Consider the following 14,146-nt stretch of genomic DNA (forward strand, 5'->3'; position numbering starts at 1 on the left):
GAACAATGTTAGGATTTTGTTAAAGGGAATTCTAAGTATTGTTCGCTTTTGTGGTATAATAATTACTATGCAGAAAAAACCAACGTCAGCCTATGTGCACATTCCATTTTGTACCCAGATTTGTTATTATTGTGACTTTTCAAAAGTTTTTATCAAGAATCAGCCAGTAGATAGTTATTTGGAACATCTGTTAGAAGACTTTCAATCTTATGATATTCAAAAGTTGAGAACCCTTTATATCGGTGGTGGGACACCAACAGCTTTGTCGGCTCCACAACTGGAAGTATTACTGGATGGATTGACTAAAAACTTAGACTTGTCTGCCTTGGAAGAGTTGACCATTGAGGCAAATCCAGGGGACTTGGATGCGGATAAGATAGCTGTTTTGAAGAACTCGGCTGTCAATCGTGTTTCGCTTGGCGTGCAGACTTTTGATAACAAGATGCTGAAAAAGATTGGGCGCAGTCATTTGGAGAAGGATATTTATGAAAATATCGACCGTCTGAAACTGGCTGGTTTTGACAATATCTCTATTGATTTGATTTATGCACTGCCTGGTCAGACCATGGAGCAGGTCCAGGAAAATGTGGCTAAGGCCATTGGACTTGATATTCCCCATATGAGTTTGTATAGCTTGATTTTAGAAAATCATACGGTCTTTATGAACCGTATGCGACGAGGGAAATTGCCTCTGCCTAAGGAGGAACTGGAAGCGGAGATGTTTGAGTACATCATCGCAGAGCTGGAGCGAGCTGGTTTTGAGCATTATGAGATTTCCAATTTCTCCAAACCCGGTTTTGAAAGTCGTCACAATCTCATGTACTGGGACAATGCTGAATACTATGGCATCGGTGCTGGAGCATCTGGTTATGTCAATGGAGTGCGCTATAAAAATCATGGTCCCATTCGTCATTATCTCAGTGCAGTTGAGGAAGGTAATGCTCGCATCACAGAAGAGCACCTGAGTCAAAAGGAGCAAATGGAAGAAGAAATGTTCTTGGGGCTCCGCAAGAAATCAGGGGTCTCTATGGCGCGATTTGAAGAAAAATTTGGACGGTCTTTCGATGGACTTTATGGAGAAATTGTCAGAGACTTGGTGCAACAAGGTCTCATGCAAATAGACGGTGATCGCGTGCGCATGACAAAAAGAGGTCTCTTTTTAGGAGACATCGTAGCAGAACGATTTATTTTGGAGTAGGATGATGGGCTTAACTTATCAAATGAAAATGAAAATTCCTTTTGATATGGCTGATATGAACGGTCATATCAAGCTTCCAGATGTGATTTTGCTGTCCCTGCAAGTTTCAGGGATGCAGTCGATTGAACTGGGAGTTAGTGATAAGGCCATTTTGGAAAACTATAATCTGGTCTGGATTATCACAGATTATGATATTGAGGTGGTTCGTTTGCCTCGTTTTGCGGAAGAAATCACTATCGAGACGGAAGCCCTGAGCTATAATCGACTCTTTTGCTACCGTCGCTTTACCATTTATGATGAAGCGGGACAGGACCTTATCCACATGATGGCGACCTTTGTTCTCATGGATCGAGACAGTCGAAAAGTCCATGCTGTTGAACCTGAGATTGTGGCTCCGTATCAGTCTGATTTTGATAAAAAACTTATCCGCGGACCAAAGTATGAGACTTTGGAAGAGCCAATCAGCAAGGATTACCATGTCCGTTTTTACGATTTGGATATGAATGGTCATGTCAATAACAGTAAATACTTGGACTGGATTTTTGAGGTTATGGGAGCTGATTTTTTGACCCAATATATTCCCAAGAAAATCAATCTCAAGTATGTCAAGGAAGTTCGACCAGGTGGGGTTATTACATCAGCTGTTGAACGGACTGGACTGAAAAGCAAGCATGAGATTACAAGCGACGGTGCTACCAATGCCCAAGCTATCATCACTTGGCAAGAAATAAAAAAGGATTAGGGAGAAATAGATGAAATATAAAGGCTATTTAATTGATTTAGACGGAACCATTTATAAGGGGAAGGACAGAATCCCGGCAGGAGAGGCTTTTGTCCATGAATTGCAAAAGCGGAACATTCCCTATCTCTTTGTGACTAACAATACAACCCGAACTCCAGAGAGTGTTCAGGAGATGTTGGCTCAGAATTTTAATATCGATACGCCCCTATCGACTGTCTACACAGCGACTTTGGCAACCATCGACTATATGAATGACTTGGGACTGGAAAAGACTGTCTATGTTATCGGAGAATCAGGGCTCAAGGAAGCCATCAAGGCGGCTGGCTATGTGGAAGACAAGGAAAATCCTGCCTATGTGGTAGTAGGTCTGGACTGGCAAGTTGATTATGAAAAATTTGCGACAGCAACTCTGGCTATCCAAAAGGGAGCTCATTTTATCGGAACCAATCCTGACCTCAATATCCCGACAGAGCGTGGTCTTTTGCCTGGTGCTGGTTCACTGATTACCCTGCTTGAAGTAGCAACACGAGTGAAGCCGGTTTATATCGGAAAACCAAATGCCATCATTATGGACAAGGCGGTTGAGCACTTAGGTTTGGAACGTGAAGAGTTAATCATGGTTGGGGACAATTATTTGACTGATATCCGGGCTGGGATTGACAATGGCATTCCAACACTCTTGGTGACGACAGGTTTTACCAAGGCAGAAGAAGTAGCTGGCCTGCCAATCGCACCGACACATGTGGTTTCTAGCCTTGCGGAGTGGGATTTTGATGAAAACTAAATTGACCTTTTGGAGCTCTATGCTCTTTCTACTCTCCCTCTCAATCCTTTTGACTATTTATTTGGCTTGGATTTTTTATCCTTTGGAGATTGAGTGGCTGAACTTGACGGATCGAGTTTATCTAAAACCAGAAACTATTCAGTACAACTTTCATATCTTGATGAATTATCTGACCAATCCTTTTAGTCAACTCTTAGAGATGCCAGATTTTCGTTCGTCAGCAGCTGGTCTGCACCACTTTGCAGTGGTCAAGAATCTCTTTCATCTAGTTCAGCTAGTTGCCCTAGTGACACTGCCAAGTTTTTACGTCTTTGTCAAAGGGATTGTGAAAAAGGGCTTCTTGTCTCTATTTAGTAAAGGGCTTTTGGCTCTAGTGGTTTTGCCTTTACTGATTGGTCTTGGGGGAGTTTTGATTGGTTTTGACCAATTCTTTACTCTTTTCCATCAAATTCTCTTTGTGGGAGATGATACATGGCTTTTTGACCCAGCCAAGGATCCAGTGATTCTGATTTTACCAGAGACCTTCTTCCTTCATGCCTTCCTCCTCTTTTTCGCCCTCTATGAAAGCTTCTTTGGCTATCTGTGTCTAAAAAGTCGTAAGAAGTGAAAAGAAAGATGTTTTTATTTCACATGTATAAATTAGGCGTGTGATTCGAAACTATCGTTAATACTCAATGAAAATCAAAGAGCAAACTAGGAAACTAGCTGCAGGCTGTACTTGATACGGCAAGGCGACGTTGATGCGGTTTGAAGAGATTTTCGAAGAGTATAAGAGTGAATTAGCCAAATCCGATTGTGTCAATCGTTCGCAAACAGTCTATTTTTCTTGAAAAAATAGGCTTTTTTTCTAAAAATCTCTAGTCAAGCGCTTTATTTTTTTGTATAATAGAAGTAGCAAAGTATAGATAAGAAGAGAAAAGCATGATTACACTATTTCTATCACCGAGCTGTACATCATGTCGTAAGGCTAAGGCCTGGTTAGAAAAACATAAGGTTCCCTTTGTGGAACACAATATTATGACCAGTCCTTTAACAAGAAAAGAATTGCAACACATCCTTTCCTTGACCGAAAATGGTACTGATGACATCATTTCAACTCGTTCAAAAATTTTTCAAAAATTGAATATTGATGTAGAGAGTATTTCGGTATCGGAATTGCTTCATTTGATTGAGCAGTACCCTAGTCTTTTGCGTCGTCCAATTATTATCGATGCCAAACGTATGCAGATCGGTTTTAATGAAGATGAGATTCGTGCTTTTCTCCCTCGTAGTTACCGTAAGCAAGAACTAAAAGAAGCAAGAATGAGAGCTGGTATTAGTTAATGAACAAACAGTATAGTTACCCACTAGATTTGTCGTGGAGCACTGAAGAACTTGCTTCAGTGCTTTCTTTTTTTAATGATGTTGAAGCTGCCTATGAAGGCAAGGTAGAGGCTAAAAAGTTACTGGACTCCTATAAGCGATTCAAGGCGGTTGTGCCAAGCAAGAGTGAAGAAAAACGTTTGGGACGAGAATTTGAAACAGTCAGTGGCTATTCGCTTTACCGAGCAGTTCAGGCGGCTAAGGAAAAAGGGGAAGGAAAGATTTCTCTTGGAAAGTAAATTTGAATTTGCTAAAGAGCTAATTAAGAAAGCGGGTCAGTACATCCTTGACCACATGCAGGAAGACTTGCGTGTTGAGACCAAGTCCTCTCCGACAGACTTGGTGACCAGACTGGACAAGGAAGTTCAGGAACTCTTGGTTGGTGAGATTTTATCCCGTTATCCTGAGGATAAGATTTGTGCTGAAGAAGGGTGTCTGCGAGCTTCGGTTCAAGAGGGCAAGGTTTGGATCATTGATCCCATTGATGGTACCAATAATTTTGTCGCCCAGCAGGAAGATTTTGCTGTTATGATGGCTTATTTTGAAAATGGTCAGGGACAGTTTGGTCTGATTTATGATGTGGTCAAAGGGGATTGTTATCACGGTGGTGGTAAGTTTCCGGTTTGCCGAAATGATAAGCCCCTAGCTCCCTTTAAAGCAAAACCACTTGGAGATTTTCTCATTGCGGGAAATAGTGGCATGCTGGAAACCAACGAATGGGGGCTGGCTGATTTGAGTCGTGAGGCCCTCGGTGTACGTGTCTATGGGAGTGCGGCCATCAGTTTTGCCAAAATTTTGTCAGGGCGTTTGTTGACCTATGTCACTTATCTGCAACCATGGGATTATGCTGCGGCTAGTATTTTAGGGGAAAGTCTGGGCTATCGGGTTGTAACCCTTTTTGGTGAAGCTCCTGATTTTCAAACCAGACAACCGGTCATGATGCTACCTCTTGAGATGCAGGAGGAAATCCAGTCCTATATTTACGAAAGGAAAAGAACTTAAATGCAATTTCCAGAAGGATTTGTTGAAAAATATGAAGAGATACTAGGAGATGAGGCAAGAGATTTTCTTGCCTCTTTTGAGGAGGAAGCGGTTTCGGCCTTTCGGGTTAATCCTTTAAAAGAAGCGCCAGTTTCCTTTCCTGATGCCATTCCTCAAACTCCTTGGGGACATTATGGGAAGGTTTCAGGGAAATCGCCTGAGCATGCTACTGGTTTAGTATATTCGCAAGAACCTGCTGCTCAGATGGTTGCTCAGGTAGCCCAGCCCAGTCCTGGTATGAAAGTCTTGGATTTGGCTGCTGCACCTGGTGGAAAATCAACTCAGCTGGCAGCCTATCTAGCAGGAGAGGGTCTTCTCGTCTCCAATGAAATTTCAAGCAAACGGGCTAAGATTTTAGTAGAAAACATGGAGCGCTTTGGAGCGACAAATGTTGTGGTGACCAATGAATCTGCTGACCGTTTGGCCAAGGTCTTTAAGGGCTATTTTGACCTCATTGTCCTAGATGCCCCTTGCTCGGGTGAAGGAATGTTCCGTAAGCAGCCAGATGCTATGGACTATTGGAGCTTAGATTATCCAAGTCAATGTGCTAGCTTACAAAGAGAAATTCTGGAAGATGCAGTAACCATGCTAGCTGAAGGTGGTCGTTTGGTTTATTCAACCTGTACCTGGGCACCTGAGGAAAACGAAGAGATTGTCAAGTGGTTGCTGGAAGAGTATGATTTTGACTTGTTACCAGTTGATCATATCAATGGAATGGTAGCTGGTATTGACCTGCCAGAAACGGCTCGGATGTACCCTCATCAGTTTAAGGGAGAGGGTCAGTTTGTAGCTCATCTACAATTTAAAGGTGAAAATCCAGTACCAAAATGTAAGGCAAGTAAGAGCAATCTCAGCCGTGAACAGCTTGCTTTGTGGCAGGAATTTGCTCAAAACCACTTGAAGGTCAATCTACCGGGTACCTTGCAGACTTTTGGGGACCAACTCTATCTCCTGCCAGAACTTTTGCCAGATTTAGGGAAACTCAAGATTGCACGCAATGGACTGCATCTGGGAACTTTTAAGAAGAAACGCTTTGAGCCCAGTTTCGCTCTTGGACTAGCCTTGAAACCGAGTCAGGTCAAGCAGTCAGTTGAAATTGACCAAGAAGCGTTTGTAAAGTATGTGGCTGGAGAAACTGTTCAGCTGGCAGAAAGTCTGCCAAATGGTTGGTACCAAGTTTTAGTTCAAGGAAATGGGTTGGGCTTTGCTAAGGTGACTGGAAATGTTTTGAAAAATTATTTTCCAAAAGGCCTCAGATTTAAGTGAAAATGCTAGTCAAAGTAGCTTGTCTATGTTATAGTGGAAGTATGGATTTTTTTCAAATTATCTTTCATTTTCAGTCAAAATTGGCGGAGAAGGCAACTGAGCAAATTACTAGTAAAATCAAGCTAGCAACTTTAGTTGGCTCCCAATTATCAAAAGAAAAACATAAATAAATAGTTGAAAAAATTCACAGCATTCACCATTATTTTCAAGGAGAAAAACAGTGAAAAAAAGGAAAAAACTCGCTCTATCCCTTGCGGCTCTTTTGCTAGCAGGTTCTTTGGCGGGATGTGCTAGCTGGATTGATCGTGGAGAATCCATGACAGCTGTTGGCTCAACGGCTCTTCAGCCCTTGGTCGAAGCAGCAGCAGATGAATTTGGCTCTATGCACGTTGGAAAAACAGTCAACGTCCAAGGTGGAGGATCTGGTACAGGTCTGTCTCAGGTTCAGTCTGGAGCCGTTGATGTAGGAAATTCAGACGTATTTGCCGAGGAAAAAGACGGTATCAACGCATCCGCTCTAGTGGACCATAAGGTAGCCGTAGCTGGCTTGGCAGTCATTGTAAACAAGGAGGTTGATGTTGAAAATCTGACAACTGAACAACTCCGTAACATCTTCACAGGTCAAGTGACCAACTGGAAAGAGGTCGGTGGGAAAGACCTAGCCATTTCCATTATCAACCGCGCGGCAAGTTCTGGTTCGCGTGCAACCTTTGATAGTGTGATCATGGATGGTCAATCTGCCGTGCAGAGTCAAGAACAAGATTCAAATGGGATGGTCAAAAACATTGTTTCCCAGACACCAGGAGCCATTTCTTACCTAGCCTTTGCCTATGTGGATGACTCAGTTAAACGTATGAAGTTGAATGGCTATGAGCCGATTGCAGAAAATGTTACAAGCAATAACTGGCCCTTGTGGTCTTACGAACACATGTATACCCTAGGTCAACCAAATGAATTGGTGGCAGAATTCCTTAACTTTGTCCTCTCAGATGAAGCGCAAAGCGGAATCGTTAAGGGAATGGGCTATATTTCTGTCAAGGAAATGAAGGTTGAAAAAGATGCTGTAGGAACGGTGACAGCACTAGAAGGGAGTCAATAATGAATCAAGAAGAATTAGCTAAAAAATTACTTTCTCCCTCAAAGAACTCTCGTTTAGAGAAACTTGGAAAAGGCTTGACCTTTGCCTGTCTGTCTTTGATTGTTATCATTGTGGCCATGATTTTGATTTTCGTAGCCCAAAAAGGTTTGTCGACCTTCTTTGTAAATGGGGTCAATATCTTTGATTTCCTATTTGGCCAAACTTGGAATCCTTCAGGTAAACAATTTGGTGCCCTTCCCATGATTTTGGGTTCCTTTATTGTCACAATCCTATCAGCCCTTATCGCAACTCCTTTTGCCATTGGTGCGGCAGTCTTTATGACCGAGGTTTCACCAAAAGGTGCCAGAATCTTGCAACCAGCTATTGAATTGCTTGTCGGGATTCCTTCAGTCGTGTATGGATTTATCGGTTTGCAGATCGTAGTTCCCTTTGTCCGCAGTGTCTTTGGTGGAACTGGTTTTGGGATCTTGTCAGGGATTTTCGTTCTCTTTGTCATGATTTTACCAACGGTAACCTTTATGACAACCGATAGTTTGCGTGCGGTGCCTCGTCACTACCGCGAAGCTAGTTTGGCTATGGGGGCCACTCGTTGGCAAACCATTTGGCGTGTGACCTTGAAGGCGGCGCGTTCAGGGATTTTCACTGCAGTGGTCTTTGGGATGGCGCGTGCCTTTGGTGAGGCCTTGGCCATTCAGATGGTGGTCGGAAACTCAGCTGTTGTACCAACTTCACTAACAACACCTGCTGCGACCTTGACCTCTGTGTTGACCATGGGTATCGGAAATACCGTCATGGGTACAGTTGATAATAACGTACTTTGGTCACTGGCCTTAGTCTTACTTTTGATGAGTTTGGCCTTCAACAGTGTGATTAAATTGATTACGAAAGAAAGAGGAAAGAAAAACTATGCACGCTAAGAAATTAGATAAAATTGCAACAGCTGTCCTCTACTCGATTGCAGGAATTATCGTTGCCATCTTGGCATCCTTGATTCTTTATATCTTGGTTCGTGGTTTGCCCCACATCTCTTGGTCTTTCTTGACTGGTAAATCCTCTTCTTACCAAGCAGGCGGAGGGATTGGAATTCAGCTCTATAATTCCTTCTTCCTTCTGGTCATTACCTTGATTATCTCTGTGCCTTTGTCTATGGGAGCTGGGATTTTCCTAGCTGAATACGCCAAAAAAGGTCCTGTGACCAACTTTGTCAGAACCTGTATTGAAATCTTATCTTCACTCCCATCAGTGGTTGTGGGTCTCTTTGGTTACTTGATCTTTGTAGTTCAGTTTGAGTATGGATTTTCAATCATTTCAGGTGCCTTGGCCTTGACAGTCTTTAACTTGCCTCAGATGACTCGTAATGTTGAGGACAGCTTAAAACACGTTCACCATACGCAACGTGAGGCTGGTTTAGCCCTTGGGATTTCCCGTTGGGAGACAGTGGTTCATGTGGTCATTCCAGAAGCCCTACCAGGTATTGTGACGGGGGTTGTCTTAGCCTCTGGTCGTATCTTTGGTGAGGCTGCGGCTCTTATCTATACAGCAGGACAATCCGCTCCAGCCCTTGACTGGTCTAACTGGAATATTCTCAGTGTGACTAGCCCAATCTCTATCTTCCGTCAAGCAGAAACCTTGGCTGTCCATATTTGGAAAGTCAATAGTGAAGGTACTATTCCTGATGGAACTATCGTATCAGCAGGTTCTGCCGCCGTACTCCTCATCTTTATCCTCATCTTTAACTTTGGAGCTCGCAAACTCGGAAGCTACCTACATAAGAAATTAACCGCTGCCTAAAGGAGAAGCCATGTCAAAATATAATTGGGATGAAAAGCATATCATCACCTTTCCTGAAGAGAAAGTGGCCCTCTCTACTAAGGATTTACATGTTTACTACGGTAAAAAAGAATCTATCAAGGGCATCGATATGCAATTTGAAAAAAATAAAATTACAGCTTTAATTGGCCCTTCTGGTTCAGGGAAATCAACCTACCTTCGCAGTCTCAACCGTATGAATGATACCATTGATATTGCCAAGGTCACAGGTCAAATCCTCTACCAAGGAATTGATGTTAACCGTCCAGAAATTAACGTTTATGAGATGCGTAAGCACATCGGAATGGTCTTTCAACGACCAAATCCCTTTGCCAAATCTATCTACCGCAATATCACTTTTGCCCATGAACGTGCAGGGGTTAAGGACAAGCAAGTCTTGGATGAAATTGTAGAAACTTCTCTCCGTCAAGCTGCCCTTTGGGACCAGGTCAAAGATGATTTGCACAAGTCAGCCTTGACCCTATCAGGTGGTCAGCAGCAACGTCTCTGTATCGCTCGTGCTATTTCGGTCAAACCAGATATCCTCTTGATGGATGAGCCAGCGTCAGCCTTGGATCCAATTGCGACTGCTCAACTTGAAGAAACCATGTTGGAATTGAAGAAGGACTTTACCATCATCATCGTGACCCACAGTATGCAGCAGGCTGCGCGTGCTAGTGATTACACAGGATTTTTCTACTTGGGTGACTTGATCGAGTACGATAAGACCTCTAATATTTTCCAAAATGCGAAACTACAGTCAACCAATGACTATGTAACAGGACACTTTGGATAGAAAGGAAACAGTATGACAGAAGCGATTTTACAGGTATCAGACCTGTCCGTTTACTACAATCAAAAAAAGGCCTTGAATAGTGTTTCCCTATCTTTCCAACCTAAGGAAATTACAGCCTTGATCGGTCCATCTGGATCAGGGAAGTCAACCCTCCTCAAGGCTATCAACCGTATGGGGGATCTCAATCCAGAGGTAACCACAACTGGTTCGGTGGTTTACAACGGCCACAACATTTACAGCCCACGTACAGATACAGTTGAATTACGTAAGGAGATTGGTATGGTTTTCCAACAACCAAATCCTTTCCCCATGTCTATCTACGAAAATGTTGTTTACGGGCTTCGTATCAATGGGGTGAAGGATAAGCAGGTTCTGGATGAAGCGGTAGAAAAAGCCCTACAACGAGCTTCTATCTGGGATGAGGTCAAGGATCGCCTACATGATTCAGCTATTGGCCTTTCAGGTGGACAACAACAACGTGTCTGTGTTGCCCGTGTCTTGGCAACCAGTCCTAAAATCATTCTCTTGGATGAACCGACTTCAGCCTTGGACCCTATCTCTGCTGGTAAGATTGAGGAAACCTTGTATGGCCTAAAAGATAAATACACCATGCTCTTGGTTACGCGTTCCATGCAACAAGCCTCTCGTATCTCTGACAAGACAGGATTTTTCCTAGATGGAGATTTGATCGAGTTTAACGATACCAAGAAGATGTTCCTCAACCCACAACACAAGGAAACAGAAGATTATATTTCAGGAAAATTTGGATAAGGAGATAAATGATGTTACGTTCTCAATTTGAAGAAGATTTGGAGAAATTGCACAACCAGTTCTACGCTATGGGACAAGAAGTGCTATCCCAAATCAATCGTACAGTGCGTGCCTTTGTTACGCATGACCGTGATTTGGCCAAGGAAGTTATCGAAGACGATGCAGAAGTAAACGAATACGAAGTGAAATTGGAGAAAAAATCATTTGAAATGATTGCCCTGCAACAACCAGTTTCTCAAGATTTGCGTACTGTTCTAACAGTCTTAAAAGCCGTATCTGACTTGGAACGTATGGGTGACCATGCCGTTTCCATTGCCAAGGCGGCAATTCGTATGAAGGGTGAGCAACGCATCCCAGCTGTTGAAGAAGAAATCAAGAGAATGGGTCGCGATGTCAAGAATTTCGTTGAAGCAGCTCTTGAACTCTACCTGAATGGTTCAGTTGATCAGGCCTATGAAGTAGCAGCCATGGACGAAAAAATCAACCATTACTTTGATAGCATTCGTGACTTGGCTACAGAAGAAATCAAGAAAAATCCTGATGCCATTGTTACAGGTCGTGATTATTTCCAAGTGATTGCCTTCTTGGAACGTATTGGAGACTATGCCAAGAATATCTGTGAATGGGTTGTTTACTTTGAAACAGGTAAGATTGTCGAACTATAAAATAGATTCATTCTGTATAAAAAGGAGCTTGAAATCAACTGATAGCTCCTTTTCTTGAATGAAAAAAATATTTTTAAGATAAAAATTCAAAAAACACTTGACAAGTAACTTGGATAGCGTTATAATTATACAAAATTAACAGAGAGGTTGTTTATTTATGAAATCAAAAAAATGGATATTTGTTTTATGTAGTTTTCTTGCAAGTTTCTTCTTAGTAGCTTGCCAGTCAGGTTCGAATGGTTCTCAGTCAGCTGTTGAAGCCATTAAGCAAAAGGGGAAATTAGTTGTGGCGACTAGTCCTGACTATGCACCTTTTGAATTCCAATCCTTAGTTGACGGAAAAAACCAGGTAGTTGGTGCGGATATTGATATGGCCCAAGCTATCGCTGATGAACTTGGGGTTAAGTTGGAAATCTCAAGCATGAGTTTTGACAATGTTTTGACCAGTCTTCAAACTGGCAAGGCTGACCTAGCAGTTGCAGGAATTAGCGCTACTGATGAGAGAAAAGAAGTCTTTGATTTTTCAATCCCTTACTATGAAAACAAGATTAGTTTCTTGGTTCGTAAGACTGATGTAGAAAAATACAAGGATTTAACTAGCCTTGAAAGTGCTAATATTGCGGCCCAAAAAGGGACTGTTCCTGAATCAATGGTCAAGGAACAATTGCCAAAAGCTCAATTAACTTCCCTAACCAATATGGGTGAAGCAGTCAATGAATTGCAGGCTGGAAAAGTAGATGCTGTTCACATGGATGAGCCAGTTGCCCTTAGCTACGCTGCTAAAAATGCTGACCTAGCTGTCGCAACTGTTAGCTTGAAGATGAAGGACGGCGAAGCCAATGCAGTTGCCCTTAGAAAAAATAGTACTGATTTGAAAGAAGTGGTGGACAAGGTCATCCAAAAACTCAAGGATGACGGTACCTACCAAAAATATCTTGAAAAAGCAGCAACCTTAACAGAAGTTGAAGAATAATACTCAATGAAAATCAAAGAGCAAACTAGGAAGCTAGCCGCAGGTTGCTCAAAGCACTGCTTTGAGGTTGTAGATAAGACTGACGAAGTCAGTTACATATATCTACGGTAAGGCGACGCTGACGTGGTTTGAAGAGATTTTCGAAGAGAATAAGAAAAAAGCAGAGTTGGAAGTCAGTCCAATTCTGCTTTTAAATAGTTTAAAACCTTTTCCAGATTGTCTAAGGACACCTTGGCAAATTGATAAGGGCAGGCATCCAAGTAAGCCTTCTCAAAGAAGTCCAAGCCCAGTTGGCTGTGTTTGAGACTGGCAATTTTAGGATACTGTCGCAGATCTAGTAATAAACCATCGTGAAGAGAAAAGTGAGGAAGAGGACAAGGGCTGTAAGCTAGTCTTTCCTCGATTTGTTTCTGGTAAGCTTCCTGATTGGACAAGCGAGTCAAACGATTTTTCTCAAACAATTGACTGTCAATATAGAGTGACAGGGCCTTTTGCATGATGAGGTTGCTGTCGTAATCTAGGATATTTTTATAGGCCACAAAGGCTTCTTTGATAGCATTTGGCAGAATGAGTGCTGTTATCCGCAGGGCTGGAAAGAGGCTGGTTGAGAAGGACTTGATATAAATGACCCGCTCCTCTGTATCCAGATAGTGGAAGGTCTGGCCCTTCTTGGAATCCAAATCCCCCAGATAATCGTCCTCTACGATATAGACACCATACTTGGCAGCTAAGTCAAGAATAGTTCGTTTGTCCTGCTCAGAATAGGAATGGCCTAGAGGATAGTGAAATCGAGGAATGGTGTAGAAAAACTTAATTTTTCCTGTCTTGAAGTGTCGCTCCAGCCCCTTCAAGTCAATCCCATCAATGCCTCGTTCAATCGTTTGATAGTCCAAGCCCTGAGCAATCAAGAGGCGATTCATTCGATGGTAGGTCGGCTGTTCCACCAAGATTTCCTTGGCTTGGCTAGGAAAGGAAATTTGAGAGAGGATAAAAAGGGCTTGTTGGGTCCCAGAAGTCAGTACCAGTTGGTCAGCCTTGCAGTAGAGGGCTTGGTCAAAGAGGAGTTTGTGAATGGACTGTCTTAGGTCTTCTAAACCTTCTTGGTTGTCATAGTAGTTGAAGAGGTAGTTTTCTCGGCCAATCAAGGTTTCATTAACACAGAGTCGGAAATCGTCATAGGCGCTGGCATGTTCGTCTGTAACCTCAATTTCTAGGTCCTGGTGTTGCCCTTGTTCTAAGACATAGTAGCCACTCTGGGGCTTGGCATAGAGGTATTGTTCGTGCCGTAATTCCAGTAGGGCGCGTTGAATAGTGTCCTTGCTACAGTGAAAGTCAAGGCTCAGTTGACGGATAGAAGGCAGGCGGCTTCCCGTCGGAAAGCGTCCAGACTCGATACTATTTTTCAGATAGGAAACGATCTCTTGGTACTTGCTTTGTTTCTTCATTCCAGACCTCCCTTGATTTTGTTACATTGTACCCTTTTTTTTCCTTCTTGGCAATGTCTAGAGTGTTTCTCTCGTTCACATCTAAGGCCAAATGTGGTATACTTAGGAGTAACATTTATAGAATAATACTCTTCGAAAATCTCTTCAAACCACGTCAGCTTCGCCTTGCCGTAGATATGGTTACTGACTTCGTCA

General features: G+C 42.7%; 16 protein-coding genes. 15 read left to right on the top strand and 1 reads right to left on the bottom strand.

What is annotated here, in order from left to right; genetic code table 11:
- Window positions 1-67 precede the first annotated feature (67 nt).
- From hemW to SP4011_RS04440, 15 genes are all read left to right on the top strand, one after another.
- Window positions 68-1,198 carry a radical SAM family heme chaperone HemW gene (gene hemW / locus SP4011_RS04370; RefSeq protein ID WP_338620054.1) on the top strand — a complete coding sequence of 377 codons (1,131 nt, stop codon included), beginning with the start codon at window positions 68-70 and terminating at the stop codon, window positions 1,196-1,198.
- Window positions 1,199-1,202: 4 nt separating this feature from the next.
- Complete coding sequence (locus tag SP4011_RS04375; RefSeq protein ID WP_173307458.1) at window positions 1,203-1,940, top strand: acyl-ACP thioesterase domain-containing protein; 738 nt, start codon at window positions 1,203-1,205, stop codon at window positions 1,938-1,940.
- A gap of 10 nt (window positions 1,941-1,950) precedes the next feature.
- Window positions 1,951-2,724 carry a TIGR01457 family HAD-type hydrolase gene (locus SP4011_RS04380; RefSeq protein WP_338620056.1) on the top strand — a complete coding sequence of 258 codons (774 nt, stop codon included), beginning with the start codon at window positions 1,951-1,953 and terminating at the stop codon, window positions 2,722-2,724.
- A complete protein-coding gene (locus SP4011_RS04385) occupies window positions 2,714-3,331 on the top strand; it encodes a TIGR01906 family membrane protein (protein ID WP_338620058.1) in 618 nt (205 codons plus the stop codon). Before SP4011_RS04380 ends, SP4011_RS04385 begins: the two co-directional genes overlap by 11 nt.
- A gap of 314 nt (window positions 3,332-3,645) precedes the next feature.
- A complete protein-coding gene (locus SP4011_RS04390; protein WP_000631259.1) occupies window positions 3,646-4,047 on the top strand; it encodes a Spx/MgsR family RNA polymerase-binding regulatory protein in 402 nt (133 codons plus the stop codon).
- Window positions 4,047-4,325 (top strand): UPF0223 family protein, encoded by a 279-nt coding sequence (locus tag SP4011_RS04395; RefSeq protein WP_023936063.1) that lies wholly within the window; start codon window positions 4,047-4,049, stop codon window positions 4,323-4,325. Before SP4011_RS04390 ends, SP4011_RS04395 begins: the two co-directional genes overlap by 1 nt.
- Entirely contained in the window at window positions 4,315-5,088 is a 774-nt protein-coding gene (locus SP4011_RS04400; protein ID WP_338620062.1) for an inositol monophosphatase family protein, read from the top strand. Before SP4011_RS04395 ends, SP4011_RS04400 begins: the two co-directional genes overlap by 11 nt.
- Window positions 5,089-6,393 carry an RsmF rRNA methyltransferase first C-terminal domain-containing protein gene (locus tag SP4011_RS04405; protein ID WP_338620064.1) on the top strand — a complete coding sequence of 435 codons (1,305 nt, stop codon included), beginning with the start codon at window positions 5,089-5,091 and terminating at the stop codon, window positions 6,391-6,393. It begins immediately after the preceding gene.
- Window positions 6,394-6,613: 220 nt separating this feature from the next.
- Window positions 6,614-7,492, top strand: coding sequence for a phosphate ABC transporter substrate-binding protein PstS family protein (locus tag SP4011_RS04410; protein WP_338620065.1), 879 nt, complete (start codon window positions 6,614-6,616; stop codon window positions 7,490-7,492).
- A complete protein-coding gene (gene pstC / locus SP4011_RS04415; RefSeq protein ID WP_101782155.1) occupies window positions 7,492-8,409 on the top strand; it encodes a phosphate ABC transporter permease subunit PstC in 918 nt (305 codons plus the stop codon). The genes SP4011_RS04410 and pstC overlap by 1 nt, the downstream gene beginning before the upstream one ends.
- A complete protein-coding gene (pstA, locus tag SP4011_RS04420) occupies window positions 8,399-9,283 on the top strand; it encodes a phosphate ABC transporter permease PstA (RefSeq protein WP_000543046.1) in 885 nt (294 codons plus the stop codon). Before pstC ends, pstA begins: the two co-directional genes overlap by 11 nt.
- A 10-nt stretch (window positions 9,284-9,293) precedes the next feature.
- Window positions 9,294-10,097 (top strand): phosphate ABC transporter ATP-binding protein PstB, encoded by an 804-nt coding sequence (gene pstB, locus SP4011_RS04425; protein ID WP_020900241.1) that lies wholly within the window; start codon window positions 9,294-9,296, stop codon window positions 10,095-10,097.
- A gap of 12 nt (window positions 10,098-10,109) precedes the next feature.
- Complete coding sequence (gene pstB, locus SP4011_RS04430; protein WP_000133484.1) at window positions 10,110-10,868, top strand: phosphate ABC transporter ATP-binding protein PstB; 759 nt, start codon at window positions 10,110-10,112, stop codon at window positions 10,866-10,868.
- 11 nt (window positions 10,869-10,879) lie between these two features.
- Entirely contained in the window at window positions 10,880-11,533 is a 654-nt protein-coding gene (gene phoU, locus SP4011_RS04435) for a phosphate signaling complex protein PhoU (protein ID WP_000946458.1), read from the top strand.
- Between the two features lie 157 nt (window positions 11,534-11,690).
- The gene (locus SP4011_RS04440; RefSeq protein ID WP_338620066.1) at window positions 11,691-12,506 is read left to right on the top strand and encodes an ABC transporter substrate-binding protein; all 816 of its coding nucleotides are present in this window, start codon (window positions 11,691-11,693) and stop codon (window positions 12,504-12,506) included.
- Between the two features lie 173 nt (window positions 12,507-12,679).
- On the opposite strand, the gene SP4011_RS04445 is transcribed toward SP4011_RS04440, so the two are convergent.
- A complete protein-coding gene (locus SP4011_RS04445; protein WP_338620067.1) occupies window positions 12,680-13,951 on the bottom strand; it encodes a PLP-dependent aminotransferase family protein in 1,272 nt (423 codons plus the stop codon).
- Window positions 13,952-14,146 lie beyond the last annotated feature (195 nt).

It is taken from the genome of Streptococcus parapneumoniae (genome assembly GCF_037076355.1).
Classification (GTDB): Bacteria; Bacillota; Bacilli; order Lactobacillales; family Streptococcaceae; genus Streptococcus; species Streptococcus parapneumoniae.